This window comes from Chitinophaga sp. Cy-1792, assembly GCF_011752935.1.
Taxonomy (GTDB): Bacteria; Bacteroidota; Bacteroidia; order Chitinophagales; family Chitinophagaceae; genus Chitinophaga.
The window spans coordinates 411097-428096 of record NZ_VWWO01000003.1; the positions used below are offsets into that span (position 1 = coordinate 411097).

Consider the following 17000-nt stretch of genomic DNA (forward strand, 5'->3'; position numbering starts at 1 on the left):
TAAAATCAAAACAGATGAAAAAACTGATCTATCTCGGTTTGATGATATTGGCAGTGATGGCGGGATGTAAGAAAGATCATCCTGCGGTAAGCGTGCCTTTGTCGATAAAAGATTTTTACCCGGTGAGTGGTAACCCGGGGACTGTAGTTACCATTCGGGGCACTGGTTTTGGAAATGATTTGAATGCTTTTGCTGTCGCATTCAATGGTACCGCGGCCAGGGTCCTGAATGTTAACGATAGTATGCTGGTAGTGCAGGCGCCTGAAAAAGGCAGCACCGGAAAAATTACGGTGCAGGCACATGACCAGACTTATAACAGCAACGTATACACGTACCAGGCATTGAGTGTGCACAGCATTGCTCCGGCCAATGGTCCTGTGGGTACCAACGTGTATATTTCCGGTGCCGGGATGGCTGGCACCGATGGACCAGCAACTGTCACCATTAATGGTAAACCTGCAATTGTGTCCAATTCCAATGATACGCTGCTGGTGGTAATCATTCCTGATGGCGCGGGCAGTGGGCCTTTATCTATCAGTGTAAACGGACAAAAAACAGTTAGCACTGATTTTACCTTCCAGGCTATCAGTGCAATTAAACCCTTGAAAGGAGGCGCCGGAACACAGGTAACTGTTACCGGTTCCGGATTTAGCGCCAACCTCGCAGATAACCAGGTAGCGTTGAACGGTATTGCCGCTACGGTGGTTAGTGCCACTGCAACATCTTTAGTGGTGAAAGCTCCTGCCGGTGTGCAAACAGGTCCGGTGTCTGTCACCATCAACGGGCAGAAAACAGCAGGCCCTGTGTTTACAGTGGTGCCGGCTCCATCTGTTAAGGCGATGGCACCGCTGAGTGGCCCTGCAGGAACGCTGGTAACCATTACCGGCCGCGATTTCAGCGATACCAAAGAAGAGAATAGTGTGAGCATGAATGGGGTACCACTGACTATCATGAGTGCATCCGCTACGGAGCTTACTGTAACAATCCCTGCGGGCGCAACTTCCGGTGCAGTGAAAATAGATGTGAACAGCCAGACAGTGAGTGGGCCTGTGTTTACATTGCAGGCATTGGGTGTGTCGAAACTCTTGCCAGATAATGGTCTGGCAGGATCGGTGGTAGTGATGAAAGGTGTTGGCTTCAGCACTGTTGCTACAGATAACCAGGTAACGATCAATGGCCTGGCAGTTACCGTTACAGCAGCAACTGATACCACACTTACTGTGACGATGCCTGCGGGTGTTACCACTGGTAACCTGAATGTAAAAGTAGGTGCGCTTTCCGCAACAGGTCCGGTATTCCGTCGTGCTGGCGTGGTAACTTTCTACACCGGATCATGGGGAACTGCATCAACAGGACACCTGGTGGTGGATTCTAAGGGTAATGTGTTTGTAGGTACCGGTAATAAAATTGGTAAAATCGCCCCTGATGGCACTGCTACACTTTTCGTAGGTGACGACAGCGGCGGAAATGTGGATGGTGCTGGTGCAACGGCAAGGTTTAGCAATATCGCCGGACTTGCCATAGATGCACAGGATAATATCTACGTGGCAGATATGTTTAACAACAGCGTACGGAAAATTACGCCGGCGGGTGTGGTGAGTACATTCAACCGCGGATTATCCAACTCTCCGAAATTTATCCAGGTAGATGATGCGAATAACGTGTATGTAGGATCCGATTACAGTGGTGTTTTCCAGATTACACAGGCGGGAAAAGTGACACAGGTAAGCCGATTGGGATTAAACTTCCAGTTTGCCTATTATAATGGCGCCATTTATCAGGCTAACGGTGATGCGAATGCCATCCAGAAGACCATTACTTCTACATTGATGGCGAGCACATTTACAGGTATCTGGTTCCAGGATGGATATGTGGATGGCCCTGTTGGTACCGCCAAGCTCTATGGCCCTGGCCCTGTTACCTATGATCGTGTATCCGGACTGTTCTACTTCATCGATGGTAACAATGCTTCGCTGAGAGCATTTGCACTGGATGGAACAGTGAGTACCATCACCGGTTCCGGTGGCACGCGTCAGCCATTTAAGTTTGGTTTCACCAACGGGACCTTGCAACAGGCTTTACTGGGCGCCAATCAGTATTCAACGATTGCAACTGACAGAGAAGGTAATGTGTACATATACGAAACCCGTAATAGTGCCATCCGTAAAGTCATTTTACAATAATTTTTGTGTGTAGATTTCAATTAATCATTCTTCATTAGAAACCTGCATGAGCGGATTTTGCAATGCATATCAGCTCACTTGATATCACTTACATCTGTCAAAGGCCCGGGAATTCTTTCCCGGGCTATTTTTTATCCAAAATGTTTTTTTATTGCAGCACCAGTTTGAATTTCTGTGCATTGGCCGTATTGCTGGTCCATATCTCTACTTTTGTACCGTTGGCTGTATTGCCACTGTACACGTCTAATGAGCTGGCGGAGGCGCAGGAAGGGGTGAGTTTGAAGGTGCCGCCACCCTGGCTGGTAATCGTCCACAGTTGCCCGGTAGCGCCAGTGTAATTATCGATTTGTACCTGCGTGCCATCGGCAGTGGCATTTCCGGCAACGGTTAAGGCTTTGCCAATTGCATGCTGTGGTTCCAGTTTGTAGTATCCACTGCCTACGGCTGTTATTTTCCATTGCTGATTAAGAGAGGATGGTACATTATTACTCCAGAGTTCCACGAATGTACCTGCAGCACTGGCACCTCCGGTGACATCCAGTACGCTGGTATTGTTGGTGGCGGATACCAGTTTATATATTCCGCCGGAAGTGATGGTCGTATCTACAGGGGTACCATCAAAATAAAAATCAATTTCACCATTAGAAGTACTGTTATTTACGATAACTGTATTGTAGCCGGAAGGGGTAGTAATGGCGCCACCGGTAACGGACCAGTTAAAGGTAGCTGGTGGTGTGGTGGTGCGGGTCGTCAGGTGAATATTTGTCATGGCCGAATAGAGATTGGAAGGCCATTGCGTAACAATATTCGTATAGGCTTCCCAGCACTCAATGACGCCGGTAGCTTCTGTTGGACGGGTTACTGTTACATCGCCAATAGGATATCCGGTGAAGGATTCTGTATATGTCCAGCTGGTGGAGGTATGTGATACATGTGTAATTACTCCTTCCAGTTGTGTGCCGGGAGTTACGGTTACATATGTTCCATGGTAATAGTTTCCACCCACATAATACCAGTTGGCAATAGCGTAAAAAGCGCCACCGGCGGTAGCACCCCACATCAGCACCGGTTGCAGGGCGCCGCGGTCAATGCCGTTCCAGAGGAAAGTAGTGGCGGTGCTGGCAGACTCCTGCGGCACTGGCGGCACTACCCATTTGGTAGAAAATGATTGGATGTCAGACGCGGCAGCCTGCGCCGTGTATCCGGGATAGTTAGTCCCGACCAACGCATTTGCAGTTGAGCTGGCATACCTGCCGTCGGATTCTCCTCTCAATCTTGCTGCATATAAATAAGGATCTGTGGCGCTGCGTGCTTCTTCGCTGATAGTGCCCAGATCTTCTGTTAAACGTCCATCTGTAAAAGTTTTTAGCAGATGTCCATTTTCCAGTTTAATAATTGTTTTGTTATCAACAGCAAAAACATGCGTTGAAGGAACTAAACCATAAGGTGTAATTACCATACCAGGAACATTGGACTGTGGGGTAAAATCCTTTAATGGTTCAGGTGAAGAAACTGATTTTACTGCTTCATTTTTCTGGCAGGAAAACAGTAGAGAACTAGCCATAACAATGGCGGCAAATGTGAGGAGGTTTAACTTTTTCATGATTGGTATTTAAAATACGGATAAGAGAAAACAAGGGTTAATGATGACACGGGGTTGCCGGCTGACAGATCAGTTATTAAAATAGACTGTATGGACAGATAGGATATACAGTCTGATTTTTCATGTTCACTTAAGTAAGTTGTAAAATTATTTTGAAAAATACAAGCCGGAAAAGCTAAAATCTTATTTAAATAATAGTAGCAACCGGATAATCACGTCCTTTTAAACGCGCTCCTGCAATAGGATTGCGGTGATTATCTGAAAAATCGTTAATTTCCTGTTTATGAAAACTGAAATCATCTGTTTTGGGGAAGTCCTCTGGGATATCCTGCCGGATAAGGAGTTGCCTGGTGGCGCCCCTATGAATGTGGCTTATCATCTGCAGAAGCTACGTCATGCTACGGCAATGATAACACGTATCGGGACGGATAGCTATGGCGATCAGCTGCTGGCGCTGATGCAGCGCTACGGTTTAAATACAGCCTATATACAGAAAGACAGCACGCATGGAACAGGTAAAGTGTTTGCCAGTATTACACCTTCGATGGAAATGGAATATGACATCGTATATCCGTCTGCGTGGGATTTTATTACACCGGATATTACCTGGGAAGCACTGGAAGATGCGCACCCCGCGTATATCGTGTTTGGCAGTCTTGCTTCCAGGAATAATGTGAGTAAGCAGGCGCTGGAGAAGTTATTGCATATTCCCGGCAAACGTGTACTGGACGTAAATTTGCGTCCGCCTCACTTTACAATGGAGCATATTCACTGGTTGCTGGAGCATGCGGATATCATCAAACTAAATATTGGTGAATTACAGGAGATCAGCAACTGGTATAGTTTTCAGGGAGATATGAAGTCGCTGGTAGCACAGCTGGCGGAGAAATTTCTGCCGGAAGTCATACTGGTAACACTTGGTGCGGAAGGCTGCCTCTTATACGAGGATGGGGATTTCTACGAAGTGTCGGGGCATAAGGTAACTGTTGCAGATACAATTGGTAGCGGCGATGCACTGCTGGCCGGGTACCTGCACAGCAGGCTGCTGGGAAGTAAATCGCAGGCTGCCCTGAAATATGCCAATGCGCTGGGTGCCCTGGTAGCTACTAAAAATGGCGGCTGTCCACAATATGATGAAGCAGAGATTGTAGAGATGATGAAACAACATTGACATAAGCCGTGAAATAGCTAATTTTGTGTCGAGTTAAAACGAGATGCAATGAATTTCTACACACGTAAATGGGTGAAACCGGAAGACCTGAATGCCCATGGTACCTTGTTTGGAGGTAGTTTGTTAAGATGGATAGACGAAGAAGCTGCAATTTATTCCATTATCCAGCTTGGTACGAACCGCTGCGTTACCAAATATATGTCTGAAATTAATTTTATCAACTCCGCCAGGCAGGGAGATATTGTGGAGCTGGGCATCAAGGCAACCCAATTCGGACGTACTTCCCTCACACTTGCCTGTGAAGTAAGAAATAAAATAACACAGAAAAGTATCCTGACTATCGACAGAATGGTATTTGTAAGTGTAGATGAAAATGGTAAACCTGTGCCACATGGAAAAACTGCCATCACCTACACAGATGAACGGTTAAGAGAGGATTTCTGATAAAATAATGCATTTGAAATTCCACGTTATGAATGCACCGATGGCAGGCAGCTGTTTGCTATCGCCGGTGCAGATATTGTCTGCATCTGCCTAAATCCCCAACATCATTTCCTCTTCAGGGATTTTATCCAATCGCTGGTATAATGTCTCCTCATTCCTTTCTAAAAGCAGTACAGACGCAAAGAACAGCAGCACCATCACCATTAGCTGATATCTCAATACAACTGGTGCCGCCAGTGTGAAAAACATAAAGTTGCAAAACAGAAAACTGGAAACTATGATGATAGTAAGGTTGAATAGACGGGTGGTATTTTTATATCTCTTCCGGAAAATAAATCTGAATAATTCTTCCAGAAATAATATATGTAAAATAAAGATGAGTATTTGGTAAACATACATGATGTTGGACTGTACGCTATCTGATATCCGTGGCTGCGCATCTGTTGTATTAAACCAGGCTTTCATATTAAGCGGCGTGCCATAGAGCATTCGCTGGTTTTTGCCAATGAATTCCTGTCCGGGCAACAGGTATTCCAGCATGTTGGGCATCCAGAAGTAACGTGCATACACAAAAGGATGTGATTTGATGAGATAGGCGCCATAATCTCCAACCAGTTTGGAAGCAATGGCATAGTTGCTGTAAACATCATCCAGACTGTATTTGGCGCGATAGAAGCTCAATACCTGCCGTAGCGGGCTGTGATCATCCCATAAAAAATAGGCGCCTGCTGCCGGTGTTGCATTTTCGGCATGAAAGTAAGGCCCGGTACAAAACTGATGGGCGAGGGTATGGATTCCTTTAAACTGCTGCGGTATATGTGTAGTATCGAAAGTTACGTGGGGGACAATAAACAGGGCATTGCTGGCCAGCTGCCAGCTGCTGAATACGGAAAATTTCCTTACGCCTGTATACCTGTAAGTAACATTGGCGGTATTATAAATGAATAAAATGATGAGTACGGCGGGCAGTACGATACCGATTGCTTTCTTCCACGCACTGGTATGTGCCATTAAAATGGGAATAATAGCAACTACCGGGAAAAACATGGCATTATACCGGATGGCAAAAGCCATTGCCAGCACAATGCCATGGAGAATTAAAACCAATAGTCCGGGCTTATAGCAGATCCACAGCAACAGCGCAAACCAGGTAAGCCCGAGGGCAAGGAATAACGCCTCTGTAATTACATAGTTGCTGAGATAAAGAAATAAAGGGTTTATAAGTAGAAAGAGTAAAACACTGTACCTGAATAGTTTTCCAGGATTTAATAAACGCGAAATACTGAAATATAGGAAGAAAGCAGCCAGCTGAAGAAGCATATATTGTATACATACCAATACCGTTTCGGAAGATGATATCGTATGCACCAGCATCAGGAATTTCGAATACCCCACCGGCCAGAAAGCCGCATCCAGATGGCGGCTGGCGGTATCGATATACGCAGTGGTATCTGGTGTTACATCTGCAAACGGATACCATTGTTTAAACACTATCAGGCTGATAACAGCACTGATGATGGCAATTCCTACTATCAGCCTGTTATAGCTATAGGCAAAGAAGGAACCGCGGAATCTGGTGTCCGTGCCGGGGTTGTAGTACCTGTGAGATAACATCATCTTTAATTTACCTGTAAAAAATTACAGTCAGCGAAATTGTACTGGTGATACTCAGATTACTTTTTTTCTTCGTGGTATTCCTGTTCTGTATTGATAGACCAGATATTTGATTTGGTGGTGATGCCGTTGGCGATATTGTCCACAGCTACCATGGCAGTGAGCATAGAGTGGTCGGAGTTATTATATTTATGCATGCCATTTCGTCCTACGAGGAAGATATTTTCGAACTGGTCAATATAATTCCTGAATTCATCAAATCTTTCGTATACGCCGAAATAAGCCGGATAGGTTTTTTCCATACGCAATACAGTGGCATCCAGCACATCGTCTTCTTTGGCGAGGCCTATCTTGCAAAGCTCACTGATGGCGATGGTGCGGATTTCGTTATCGGAAAGCTCCCAGAAACCATCACCGATGTTGCAGAAATATTCCATTCCCACCCAGGTAGTAGCGGGGTCTTTCACCATATAAGGGCTCCAGTTGTTGAACAGCTGCAGGCGTCCTACACGGACATCTTTCTCTTGTATATAGATCCAGGTATCTTTGAGGGTGATAGGTTTGGAGTCGCCGGATTTATCGGTAAAGCTGAGGTTTTTAAGTAAGATGCCTATGGTGATGAAATCGCGGTACTGCAGGCCTTCCGCTACTTCTTTCACGTTGGCAGGCACATCTCCCTGGAAGTCGGCAATCAATTCCTTGATAGGCATGGTAGAGAAGAAATAGTCACCTTCAAGAACGGAGGCTTCGCCGGTAGTTCTGTCTACTGTTTCAATGGCAGTAATACGATTACCTTCCTTGAAGATTTTGGTAACATCATGTTGCATGAGGATGGTACCGCCTTTTTCTGTTACTTGTCTGGCGCATTCTTCCCAAAGCTGGCCGGGGCCGTGTTTAGGGTAGAGGAACTGTTCGATGAGACTGGTCTCTACGTTTTTCTGATTGATATCTTTTGGTTTACCGGCGTCCCAGGCTTGTTTCAGTGCATGAGAGATGGCTTTACCTATGCTGATACCTTTGATACGTTGGGCACCCCATTCAGCAGAGATTTTATTACAAGGTATTCCCCATACTTTTTCTGTATAATCTTTAAAGAAGAGATGATACAGTGTAAGCCCGAAGCGGTTGACCATAAAGTCTTCCAGCGATTTTTCCTGTTTGCGCGGAAACAGCTGGGCATACATGTAGGAGAACATAATTTTAAGGGTGGTGATCAGGCCGAGTTTCTTCAGTGTATCTACAGATAGCTGGATAGGGTAGTTAAAGAATTTCTTCAGGAAGTAGATACGGGAGAGTCGTTGTCTGACCAGCATGATGAGGTCAGGATCTTTGGCTACGAGGGTATCGCCGCCGGAGTTGCGTGTGTTTTTAACTTCTCTGCTTTTGTTTTGGTAGGTGATCTGAAACTGTTCCTGTGCAGCTTTTTCTAACGGCATCATATTCATCCACCATTCCATCACGCGATCTGATTTAGAAAAAAATCTGTGACCACCGATGTCAATTCTGTTTCCTTTGTAGTTAACCGTTTTCGATATTCCACCAATGTCGGTACTTTTTTCCAGGACTATGGGAATAATGTCGGTGCGTTGGAGAAGTTCATAGGCAGCAGTGAGCCCTGCAGGCCCTGCGCCAATGATGATTGCTTTTTTTGCTGGCATACTATTATGGTTTTATACAACAGCTAACATCCCGGAAAGGAGGAATGCAACTGTTTTGAGGGTATTGACTTCAGGGTAGAAACAGACCAGCTGATCATTACTGCAAAGATGATCAGCCAGTATACAAGTATACCAGTAGCTACTGAAATGGGATGACAGCGTTTAGAATTCGTTTAAAATTTCCACTTATAAAAGTAGACAGGTGTATTTTTTCCTTCACTGATGGTGACGTATCCGTCGTTATCTGCGGTGATGGTAATACCTTCTCCCTGTTTTTCTACTTCATAGGGGAGTTGTCTGGCGGGGCGTGCCATGGCTTGTTCTACAGATTCGCCGTCGGCGCGGTGCCAGTAGAAAACGTTGGTGAGGGTTTTAATCACAATGTGGTGGCCATCTTTGGAGATATCACCGGCAGTCACCCAGGTATAGGGTAATTTGATGAGTTCTTCCAATACAGCGTGGTCGCCGTTTTTGAAGTCCAGTTTTGTTTTATATAGATGAATATGTTTTTCTCTTTTGCTGAGTATATAGATATTTCTGGAGATGGGATCGATCATGAGTGACTCGGCATCTTTGGGGTCGTCGGCGTATTTCAGTTTGAGTACGTCGGGGGTAATTTCTGTTTTTTTACCGGGAATTGTCGTCGGTTCCGGGAAGCGGTATATTTTGATGCTGTTGCGGATGCCGCCATTATCGCCGATGTCGCCTACATAAACATAGTATTTACCTTTAATGGGACCTATGCCTTCCGCGATATCTTCCCAGTCGCGATTGCTGACATCCTTCAATTTAATGGTGCTGATCAGCTCTGCTTTGCTGTTAATGAGAAATACCTCAGGTTTGTTACCGCTGTCGTTATGCGTCCAGAAACAGCCTTTAAGCGGCACGCTGGAGGCTATGCCGGATGCTTCGGTAAGTTTATCCGATTCCACTTTGCCGAGTTCCAGTGGTTTTTCCACGGGAACCTGGGCTGGAGCAATGAGGGTTCCGAGCATAAGCGCAAAGCCGATAAGGATGATTTTCCGCATAAAAACGAGGGTATTAGCCGACTTTAATTTAGGATTTATTTGCGGAAAAAGCCCAATATTATTGATACTGAGCGGGTTCGTCTCAAAAAAAGTTGAAAAAAAGGCAAAAAAAATTTGGTAGAAAATAAATATCTCCTAATTTTGCATTCCCGAATTGCCTGATAGTATAACGGTAGTACTCGCGACTCTGACTCGCTCAGTCTTGGTTCGAATCCAGGTCAGGCAACAAAAAAAAGTCCGTCTCCTCTAACAAGAGACGGACTTTTTCATTTTACATACCCTATTACACTGATTTTAATATCAGGATAAGATCACCTCCATGATCTGAAAAAGAAAAACCATTATTTATACGCCTGCCCAAATATCGCATCATAACAGCTACTGTATGATTGAATGAATACCTGAGCGCAGTAGGATTATGCGTAAGCAAATGGATTTGTAGTCTTATGTTTTTACTTTGGAAAAAAGAAAGTAATGAAATCCTTAGCCTTTATTGTAGCATTTTTTGCCACCACCACCTTATATGCCCAAATCCCCCAGTCCCAAAAAGGAACACTGGATTTCCGGATTCTAAACTTTGGAATTGCAGCAGTCGTAGAAGGTACAAGCGACCGCTTAGACGGAACACCTACCCGAACACATGGCTGGTTACAAGACCTGCAAATAGTGAAGGTAACAGATTCTATTCCCCTTAAGCAAAAGCAAAACTTTGGAATTGTCTACCAGGTAGATGCAAAGGATACTATTATGATTGCTGTAGACATAGAATGGATTTTTCCTGTTGCTATCACCAATGAGAAAGGGGCGTCCTATAAATCGGTAAGGTACACCACGAAAAGGCCGACAAATATACCGTCTGGATCTACCTACAGCCTGGATGAACCATATGAAATGGTTAAAGGCGAATGGGTGGAAAATATCTACATCGGAAACCAGAAAGTAGGTAGCAAAACCTTTTTCGTTTATTAAAAAATAAGCGGATATTAAAACGCCGGTATTCCTCTTCGGAATACCGGCGTTTTTGTAATATCAAAAAAACTTATTTCGGTCTGCTATACACGAGGTTACCATCTTTATACGTATAGGCTACATGTACTGCATCCCTGATTTTCGTAGGATCGATGGTCATAGGATCGGCTGTCAGTACTACTACATCAGCTTTGTATCCTGGCTTCAGTTTTCCTTTGCTTTTGTCTTCTCCCCATTGGTAGGCAGCTTCGGAAGTAATGGCCCTTAATCCGTGATATACCGCCACGCGCTGATCCGGACCTAATGTCTGGTTGCTTTGTGTCAAACGATTGGCAGCTGCATATACCGCTGTAATCAGGTCTGGTGGTGTGATAGGCGCATCTGTGTGAATGGTGTACCGCAATCCGTAATTTTCTGCATGTTTCATCGGACTGATATTATCCGCACGTGGAGAGCCTAACACATTGGACTTATACCAATCTCCCCAGATATAGGCATGTGTAGGGAAAAAACTAGGCATCACATCCGGATCCAGTTTTTTCATGAGTACCAGTTGATCTTCACGGGCCGTCTGGCAATGGATCATTACATTAGGTGTAGGCTGACTGATAGATATACCGCTGTCCTTTAAATTTTTGAAGATAGCCAAAGCCATGCCTATGGCGGAATCTCCGTTGACATGAATATGTACAGGCATACCAATGGATTCAACGTCTTTTACATGATGGTATGCCTCATCATAGGTGTAAATAGGCCTGCCAGCGTAGGAAGCATCTTCACCAATCATTGGTGTATAATAGGGCTTTGATAAGTACGCATCTTTTCCTTGTGGTGAGCCATCAAATGTCAGTTTGATAGCACCAATTTTAAAATGCTTTGTATAATGATTGTACTGTGTTTTTAGTTGCTTCAGGTTATTGTGAAAATCATCATAATCCGGACAAACAATATAATCTCCTTTTAACTTACCTGATTCGCATGCTGCAAGTACCATTGCATAGGTTGCCTGGTCTGCTCTTCCTTCGCAAATGGTGGTCAGGCCATAGGCAAAACAGGTGTCTTCTGCTTTGCGCATCATTTCCAGTGGCTTAGGCAAAGTATGTGTCTGTGACATAGCCTTGTTGATAGCAGCTATATTGGCATTCTCCAATAACAGACCAGTAACATGAGGTTTACCGTTTTTAACATCCTTTACAACGGTTCCTCCTGCAATGGTGTCGGCACGTGTGCCGTCATTAATTCCCATCATGTTGAGAAACTTAGTATTGCCCACGCCCATATGTGCACTTACATGTATGATGTAAACCGGATGATCTCCGTATATGTTATCCAGCTGTTCGCGGGTAGGCTGCTGCTGATTGGGTTTTAACTGTGAATCATCATAGTTATTGCCAACAAGTATGGCCGTTTTGTCCAGGTGGTTTTTGTCTGCATAATGATCCATGATATCTATAATGTCACTAACGGAAGTACACTGGCCATAGGGAGGACCACTCAGGTTGGCCAATGGGGCTACCATGGCTTCCAGTCCCACATGTGCATGGGCATCAATAAAGCCTGGCATGATAAGCGAATCTTTATAATCCTTAATAATAACATTGCCCTGAAACTGGGCTTTGGCCTTCTCAAAGTTGCCAACATAGGCAATGGTATCTCCCTGTATGACCACACATTCTTTTGTGATGGCAGAATCGCCATCATCCATGGTTCTGACCTTGCCCTTCAGGATCACAGTGGTACCTGCAAGAATGTGCTGGCCTTTCGATTGGTTACAGGATAAAAAATGAAAAGCTACTCCAAGGGACAGGAGTACAGTCAACAGTTTGTTTTTCATAGTGGTTGCGTAATTTGTAATAGGCTATTTTGTCAGACCTTCAACAACCACAGATAGGAATTGTTTGTTTTTTGTATTGAAATTAAATATATTTTATATAGATATATAAGTATAAGTATATGTATTCTGCCTGAATAATATACAAAACGCCGGTGTTCCTTCCTGGGGATATACCGGCGTTTTATTTATTGCAAGCGTTTCTGGATTCAGCTAATGCTTTAATGCCTAATAGTGATAATATCCATGGTGATAATAATGTGGATGGTGATAACGGTAATAACCAGGTCGTTGTTCTACCACGCAAGACGTAAAACCCGCTGCTAAAATGATGGCAAGGACTATATATTTTAATGCTTTCATGACTGCTGATTTTAAAAATTAAAAATGGTCGGTTTTTGAAAGCTGGCGTCTGCAGTCCGTCGTTGCTTCTGTACTGTATAATGGCAAAAGTGTGCCAGAATGAAAAATGGAATGTTATCTACTGTTAAATGTTTCAGGAAGCGATTATAAGGCCCTTTTAAACGACGATAGCGATGCAGGTGGGCATCGCTATCGTCGTTTGTGATTGAGGCGCTATACTGCGCCCGTAATGCAGTTAGAATGAAATCTTTTCACTGCCAAAGCCCCAGTTTATACCGAGTGAGCTGAAAAGCCTGGATTTATTGAATCCGAAATCATTACCGAATGTCCCGGAGAAATAGAGGTTGCTACTGAGCCTGTAATTGATGAAACCCACAAAGCGCTGGGATTTCAGCGAGGTACTGCTGTAATAACTCCTATGCACATACTCTGTTCCGAAACTGATAGGATCAAAGTCCAGCATGATTTTTCCACCAACATCTATAGCATTTCCCGGTGCAATGGACTTGTCGTTCTTGCTGTAGATATCATACATGTAACGCGAATACAATGAAATAGACAGGTAGTTTGTCTGCACGCTGTCCCGTTTGCGACCATTCAACTGCACGTTGTAAATGGCTGAAGACCATATGGCAGAACGGCCTGTATTCCAGGTGCTGTCACCAACGCCATAGGCAGCATATGCAGCAGAAGCATCCCATTGGAAAATTGGTTTTTCTTCAAGCAACTTCTTAACGGCTTTTGTTGCTCCAGTCATTTTTTGCCCATACTTTTCCATGATAAGCGGCATTAGTTTTACCAATTTTGTAGAATCACCAATTGCTAGTCTATATTGGCTTCCTAAGTCAGAGGTATCTCTAAGAAGCGATATTACAAAATCGTTTACCGTCAGACACCATTTTTGGGCCGAGTCATTTACGTTCCTGGCGTAGTTCTCTCTATAGAAACGTACTATTGTAGCATTGGCTCCTATAGAGAAAATTTTCTGCTTTCCAATCGTCGTATCCGGACTCATATTCTTATTTGCAAAAGCGATTGAAAGGCTTGCCAGTTTCAATGCTGCAAATGGATTCATGCTCGGATTATCTTTTTCATATCCTTTTAATCCGATAAAGCTGGCGAAGTTCTTTGTGCGTAAATCCCGAATGTTTGTTGCGTTAACATTTTTCATTTTTTTTCTGTCGTTGTTTAGCCACCAGTAAGGGGTTAATTCGGCAGAATAATTCTGAGGCCACCCGCTGTTATCACTGAAATTCTGTATTACACCAAGGGCAAAAGCTTTTGGTGTAACAGTGCTTCCTGTTAAAGTAGGGGATACGTCAATTAATTTGAATGCGGCAGACTGCGGAACTGACAGATTTGTAGTACTAAGGGATTCCTGTGCCCGTGCAATAACGGTGACACAAAGGATTCCCAGTAGCAGCAAGTATTTTTTCATATTTAAACGCTATTCTAAGCTCCCTGAATAAGATTGATGTCTTTTGAGATGTATAAAAGTGTGTAATCTGGCGACATTGGCACTATTACATCATAGGCTTCGTATTTTTCTGTGCCGTTGGGTCCTCCTTCAAGCAGATATATTACTGTTACTTTACTGGCCTGTAACTTACGGGTGTCGAGGTCTGCCCCAGTGAGCGCCACAATACTGGTGATGTCAAGAATTTTTCCAACACAGTTACTGGCCACTCCGATTGTCTGTTGAAGTATACTGCCGGAGTGATTTGTCGAAGTTGCAACCGGGTCTGGTTCGGCCAGGTTATGGTTCTGCAATAATAACGTGGCGACAGTTTGAACCATTCCATAGCTGGAGATAATTACTGAAACCTTGATCTGATCAGTGGTGGAGTTTCCAACAGTGTACGTTTGAATCATTTAAATTAAAAATTAGAGGTTAGGGATTAGATGTGAAACACAATTAGGGCTAAAATTTACTCAGTTGACTATGGGGGACAAATGTATAGGAAGTTATCTAAATAGTATAGCCGTTAACGTTATTTAACATACAGATAAACCCGATATACAACTTATGTTTTATAAGAATTGTATATCGGGTTTAGTAAGATGATCTTATGAAAAAAATAAGGCTTATACAGTCAGTTCCGGTAATCCTTCGTAGGTAACATGTTCCAGTACGGATTCATCGTCTGGCTTGGCTTTTCTGACAGAGTTAACGGTCCAGTAACCGAGGGTGTCGGAAGGTGCCTCATATTGCAGCACATCTTTAATATCGGTATCAGTGAGATCGTCTTTTATCCATTCAGCGGCTAGCTCGTTGGTGAGCATCATGGGCATACGGCCGGCATTATCGCCACCATTATGAATTTGCCGCATAATATTATTGGCGCTTCTGGTAAGCAGGGAAAAAGTAGGGATACGTTCTGGTTTATCTACGTCCCAGGAATTGGACAATGCCCATAGTCCGGCAATAAAAAAGACATCCTGCTCTACCGACTTAATATAATATGGTACTTTGTTTTTCCAGCCCGGAATCTGGCGGTATTCAAAGAAGCCGGTCACAGGTATCAGGCATCGCTGCTGTTTGATCGCATTCCAGAGCGTACCGGGTTCCAAAACCTTTTCACTGCGGGCATTCAGGAACATTTGCCGCTGCTTCTTCACTTTTTCAGGCGTGTTCAGCATTTTAGGAACAGGCCCCCAGGTAAACAGCGATAGTTGCGGCCCTTCGTGGTTTACCACGACAGGCCATTGCGGGTACGACATACCAATTTTATGATAAGTACTTTCGAAGTTAAGGTTGGCGCCAGGCGCTGTTCTCAGCAATGGCATCACCTTAAAGATGCTTTCAATTTTTGTGGTAAATGCGATGTCGTAGCACATAAAACTAACCTGCTATTAGTTGATGATAAGGTATTTTTAATTCTTCCTGTCCATATCTCATAAAGATATACAGTACGCCGAACTCGAATTCCAGTGAGGCTTCCACGGTATGATTGGGCCTCCAGTTGGTATGTATCTGCATATATTTTCTAAGCCTTACTGCCAGTTGATCATCCGGCTCCCAGGATTCGCCTTTCAGCCAGGCAGAATACACCTTGAAGCCTGGCGGCTGCCCGGCAGCAATATACAGTTTCTCCACTTCTTCAGGCCGGTGAGCCTGGTAAATATACTTGCGTTTGTCGAAACGAATAGCCTGGAAATGCTGATTGGCCAGCCCTATATTGGTATAGGGCGTAATCAGAAAGGCCTCTTTCGTTTCTTCTTCTCCCGGCTCTACGCCGGGTAGGTAGCTTTGTCTTACAAAAAGCGTATACCCGCTGTCTAACAGTGTCTTGAGTAAAGGCACGGTAAACAATACTAAAGGATTTTGCATGGCTGGTTATTTACGCATGTCTACGATGACGGAAGTCACTACGCCCCATACCTGAAAATCTGTATCTTCTGTAATAACAATGGGTTTATAAAATGTGTTTTCGGAATGTAAAACCCAGTTTCTGCCGGCTTTTACGAGTCGTTTTACGGTGTATTCACCGTTGAGTACTGCCAGTACAATATCGCCGGCAGAGGGTCGTATAGACCTGTCTATCACGGCCATGCAGCCATCTGGCATGTTGGCTTCTGACATGCCGTCGCCCTTGATTTTCACTACAAAGGTAGCGGTGGGGTGCGTCAGGATCAGTTTAGATAAATCTATTTGTGCTTCCTGGTCGTCCAGGGTGGAAGAGGGATACCCGGCAGGGCTGGTACTAAAGTATGGCAGGGTAACAATCTCTCCACTCAGCTTCATTGCTTCCATAACTATCAATTTGAGACTACTAATATTATTAGCAAATTAAAGCTAATTTTTTTAGTTAACGAAATCTGATTAACAAGTTATTTACATCTATTTTCATGATGGAAAGAATAAGGCTGTAATGCTTGCTGGTAAAGAGGTTACGTCAGGTGATAAAATAGTATAATTTGTGCCGCTGCAGATAGATTTCAGCAGGTGATTTTTTCTTAGAAAAAAAGATGATTTTTTTGGTGAAACAAAAGCGATGTGCTAAATTTGTTAGCAGTATAAATATTGTATTTATACGCAGCCAGGTAAATCCTAGACAAGCGTGACGACTATCTGAGTTATCATAAGCATATTGTAAATATGTCGCCTCTGGGGTCTGGCTTTTTTTATTTGTTAA

Annotated in this window: 14 protein-coding genes; 4 read left to right on the forward strand and 10 right to left on the reverse strand. The window is 44.0% G+C overall.

Annotated features, from left to right (window positions below):
• Positions 1 to 14 precede the first annotated feature (14 nt).
• Positions 15 to 2183 carry an IPT/TIG domain-containing protein gene (locus tag F3J22_RS27035; protein WP_167021101.1) on the forward strand — a complete coding sequence of 723 codons (2169 nt, stop codon included), beginning with the start codon at positions 15 to 17 and terminating at the stop codon, positions 2181 to 2183.
• 148 nt (positions 2184 to 2331) lie between these two features.
• On the opposite strand, the gene F3J22_RS27040 is transcribed toward F3J22_RS27035, so the two are convergent.
• The gene (locus F3J22_RS27040; protein ID WP_167021102.1) at positions 2332 to 3786 is read right to left on the reverse strand and encodes an RICIN domain-containing protein; all 1455 of its coding nucleotides are present in this window, start codon (positions 3784 to 3786) and stop codon (positions 2332 to 2334) included.
• A gap of 283 nt (positions 3787 to 4069) precedes the next feature.
• Between F3J22_RS27040 and F3J22_RS27045 the strand changes: the two genes are divergently transcribed.
• Both F3J22_RS27045 and F3J22_RS27050 read left to right on the forward strand, forming a co-directional pair.
• The gene (locus tag F3J22_RS27045; protein ID WP_167021103.1) at positions 4070 to 4957 is read left to right on the forward strand and encodes a carbohydrate kinase family protein; all 888 of its coding nucleotides are present in this window, start codon (positions 4070 to 4072) and stop codon (positions 4955 to 4957) included.
• A 48-nt stretch (positions 4958 to 5005) separates the two neighbouring features.
• Complete coding sequence (locus tag F3J22_RS27050; RefSeq protein ID WP_167021104.1) at positions 5006 to 5401, forward strand: acyl-CoA thioesterase; 396 nt, start codon at positions 5006 to 5008, stop codon at positions 5399 to 5401.
• Between the two features lie 90 nt (positions 5402 to 5491).
• Here the strand turns inward: F3J22_RS27050 and F3J22_RS27055 are convergent, their stop codons facing one another.
• From F3J22_RS27055 to F3J22_RS27065, 3 genes are all read right to left on the reverse strand, one after another.
• Entirely contained in the window at positions 5492 to 7018 is a 1527-nt protein-coding gene (locus F3J22_RS27055) for a hypothetical protein (RefSeq protein ID WP_167021105.1), read from the reverse strand.
• 56 nt (positions 7019 to 7074) lie between these two features.
• Positions 7075 to 8673 (reverse strand): NAD(P)/FAD-dependent oxidoreductase, encoded by a 1599-nt coding sequence (locus F3J22_RS27060; protein ID WP_167021106.1) that lies wholly within the window; start codon positions 8671 to 8673, stop codon positions 7075 to 7077.
• Between the two features lie 173 nt (positions 8674 to 8846).
• Entirely contained in the window at positions 8847 to 9701 is an 855-nt protein-coding gene (locus F3J22_RS27065; protein WP_167021107.1) for a hypothetical protein, read from the reverse strand.
• A 474-nt stretch (positions 9702 to 10175) separates the two neighbouring features.
• Between F3J22_RS27065 and F3J22_RS27070 the strand changes: the two genes are divergently transcribed.
• The gene (locus F3J22_RS27070; protein ID WP_167021108.1) at positions 10176 to 10670 is read left to right on the forward strand and encodes a DUF3859 domain-containing protein; all 495 of its coding nucleotides are present in this window, start codon (positions 10176 to 10178) and stop codon (positions 10668 to 10670) included.
• 70 nt (positions 10671 to 10740) lie between these two features.
• Here the strand turns inward: F3J22_RS27070 and F3J22_RS27075 are convergent, their stop codons facing one another.
• The 6 genes from F3J22_RS27075 to F3J22_RS27100 form a co-directional block, all read right to left on the reverse strand.
• Positions 10741 to 12504, reverse strand: coding sequence for an amidohydrolase (locus F3J22_RS27075; RefSeq protein WP_167021109.1), 1764 nt, complete (start codon positions 12502 to 12504; stop codon positions 10741 to 10743).
• A 595-nt stretch (positions 12505 to 13099) separates the two neighbouring features.
• Positions 13100 to 14302 carry a hypothetical protein gene (locus tag F3J22_RS27080; RefSeq protein WP_167021110.1) on the reverse strand — a complete coding sequence of 401 codons (1203 nt, stop codon included), beginning with the start codon at positions 14300 to 14302 and terminating at the stop codon, positions 13100 to 13102.
• A gap of 14 nt (positions 14303 to 14316) precedes the next feature.
• A complete protein-coding gene (locus F3J22_RS27085) occupies positions 14317 to 14736 on the reverse strand; it encodes a hypothetical protein (protein ID WP_167021111.1) in 420 nt (139 codons plus the stop codon).
• 213 nt (positions 14737 to 14949) lie between these two features.
• Positions 14950 to 15702, reverse strand: coding sequence for an SOS response-associated peptidase (locus tag F3J22_RS27090; protein ID WP_167021112.1), 753 nt, complete (start codon positions 15700 to 15702; stop codon positions 14950 to 14952).
• Between the two features lie 4 nt (positions 15703 to 15706).
• A complete protein-coding gene (locus tag F3J22_RS27095) occupies positions 15707 to 16195 on the reverse strand; it encodes a hypothetical protein (protein WP_167021113.1) in 489 nt (162 codons plus the stop codon).
• A 6-nt stretch (positions 16196 to 16201) separates the two neighbouring features.
• Entirely contained in the window at positions 16202 to 16618 is a 417-nt protein-coding gene (locus tag F3J22_RS27100) for a translesion error-prone DNA polymerase V autoproteolytic subunit (protein ID WP_240155218.1), read from the reverse strand.
• Between the last annotated feature and the right edge of the window lie 382 nt (positions 16619 to 17000).

Bases quoted from the DNA above. Each gene is read 5' to 3' on its own strand.
- F3J22_RS27095 (WP_167021113.1), bottom strand. From the start codon at position 16,195: ATGCAAAATCCTTTAGTATTGTTTACCGTGCCTTTACTCAAGACACTG.
- F3J22_RS27090 (WP_167021112.1), bottom strand. From the start codon at position 15,702: ATGTGCTACGACATCGCATTTACCACAAAAATTGAAAGCATCTTTAAG.
- F3J22_RS27100 (WP_240155218.1), bottom strand. From the start codon at position 16,618: ATGGAAGCAATGAAGCTGAGTGGAGAGATTGTTACCCTGCCATACTTT.
- F3J22_RS27075 (WP_167021109.1), bottom strand. From the start codon at position 12,504: ATGAAAAACAAACTGTTGACTGTACTCCTGTCCCTTGGAGTAGCTTTT.
- F3J22_RS27060 (WP_167021106.1), bottom strand. From the start codon at position 8,673: ATGCCAGCAAAAAAAGCAATCATCATTGGCGCAGGGCCTGCAGGGCTC.
- F3J22_RS27070 (WP_167021108.1), top strand. From the start codon at position 10,176: ATGAAATCCTTAGCCTTTATTGTAGCATTTTTTGCCACCACCACCTTA.
- F3J22_RS27050 (WP_167021104.1), top strand. From the start codon at position 5,006: ATGAATTTCTACACACGTAAATGGGTGAAACCGGAAGACCTGAATGCC.
- F3J22_RS27055 (WP_167021105.1), bottom strand. From the start codon at position 7,018: ATGATGTTATCTCACAGGTACTACAACCCCGGCACGGACACCAGATTC.
- F3J22_RS27040 (WP_167021102.1), bottom strand. From the start codon at position 3,786: ATGAAAAAGTTAAACCTCCTCACATTTGCCGCCATTGTTATGGCTAGT.
- F3J22_RS27085 (WP_167021111.1), bottom strand. From the start codon at position 14,736: ATGATTCAAACGTACACTGTTGGAAACTCCACCACTGATCAGATCAAG.
- F3J22_RS27035 (WP_167021101.1), top strand. From the start codon at position 15: ATGAAAAAACTGATCTATCTCGGTTTGATGATATTGGCAGTGATGGCG.
- F3J22_RS27045 (WP_167021103.1), top strand. From the start codon at position 4,070: ATGAAAACTGAAATCATCTGTTTTGGGGAAGTCCTCTGGGATATCCTG.
- F3J22_RS27065 (WP_167021107.1), bottom strand. From the start codon at position 9,701: ATGCGGAAAATCATCCTTATCGGCTTTGCGCTTATGCTCGGAACCCTC.
- F3J22_RS27080 (WP_167021110.1), bottom strand. From the start codon at position 14,302: ATGAAAAAATACTTGCTGCTACTGGGAATCCTTTGTGTCACCGTTATT.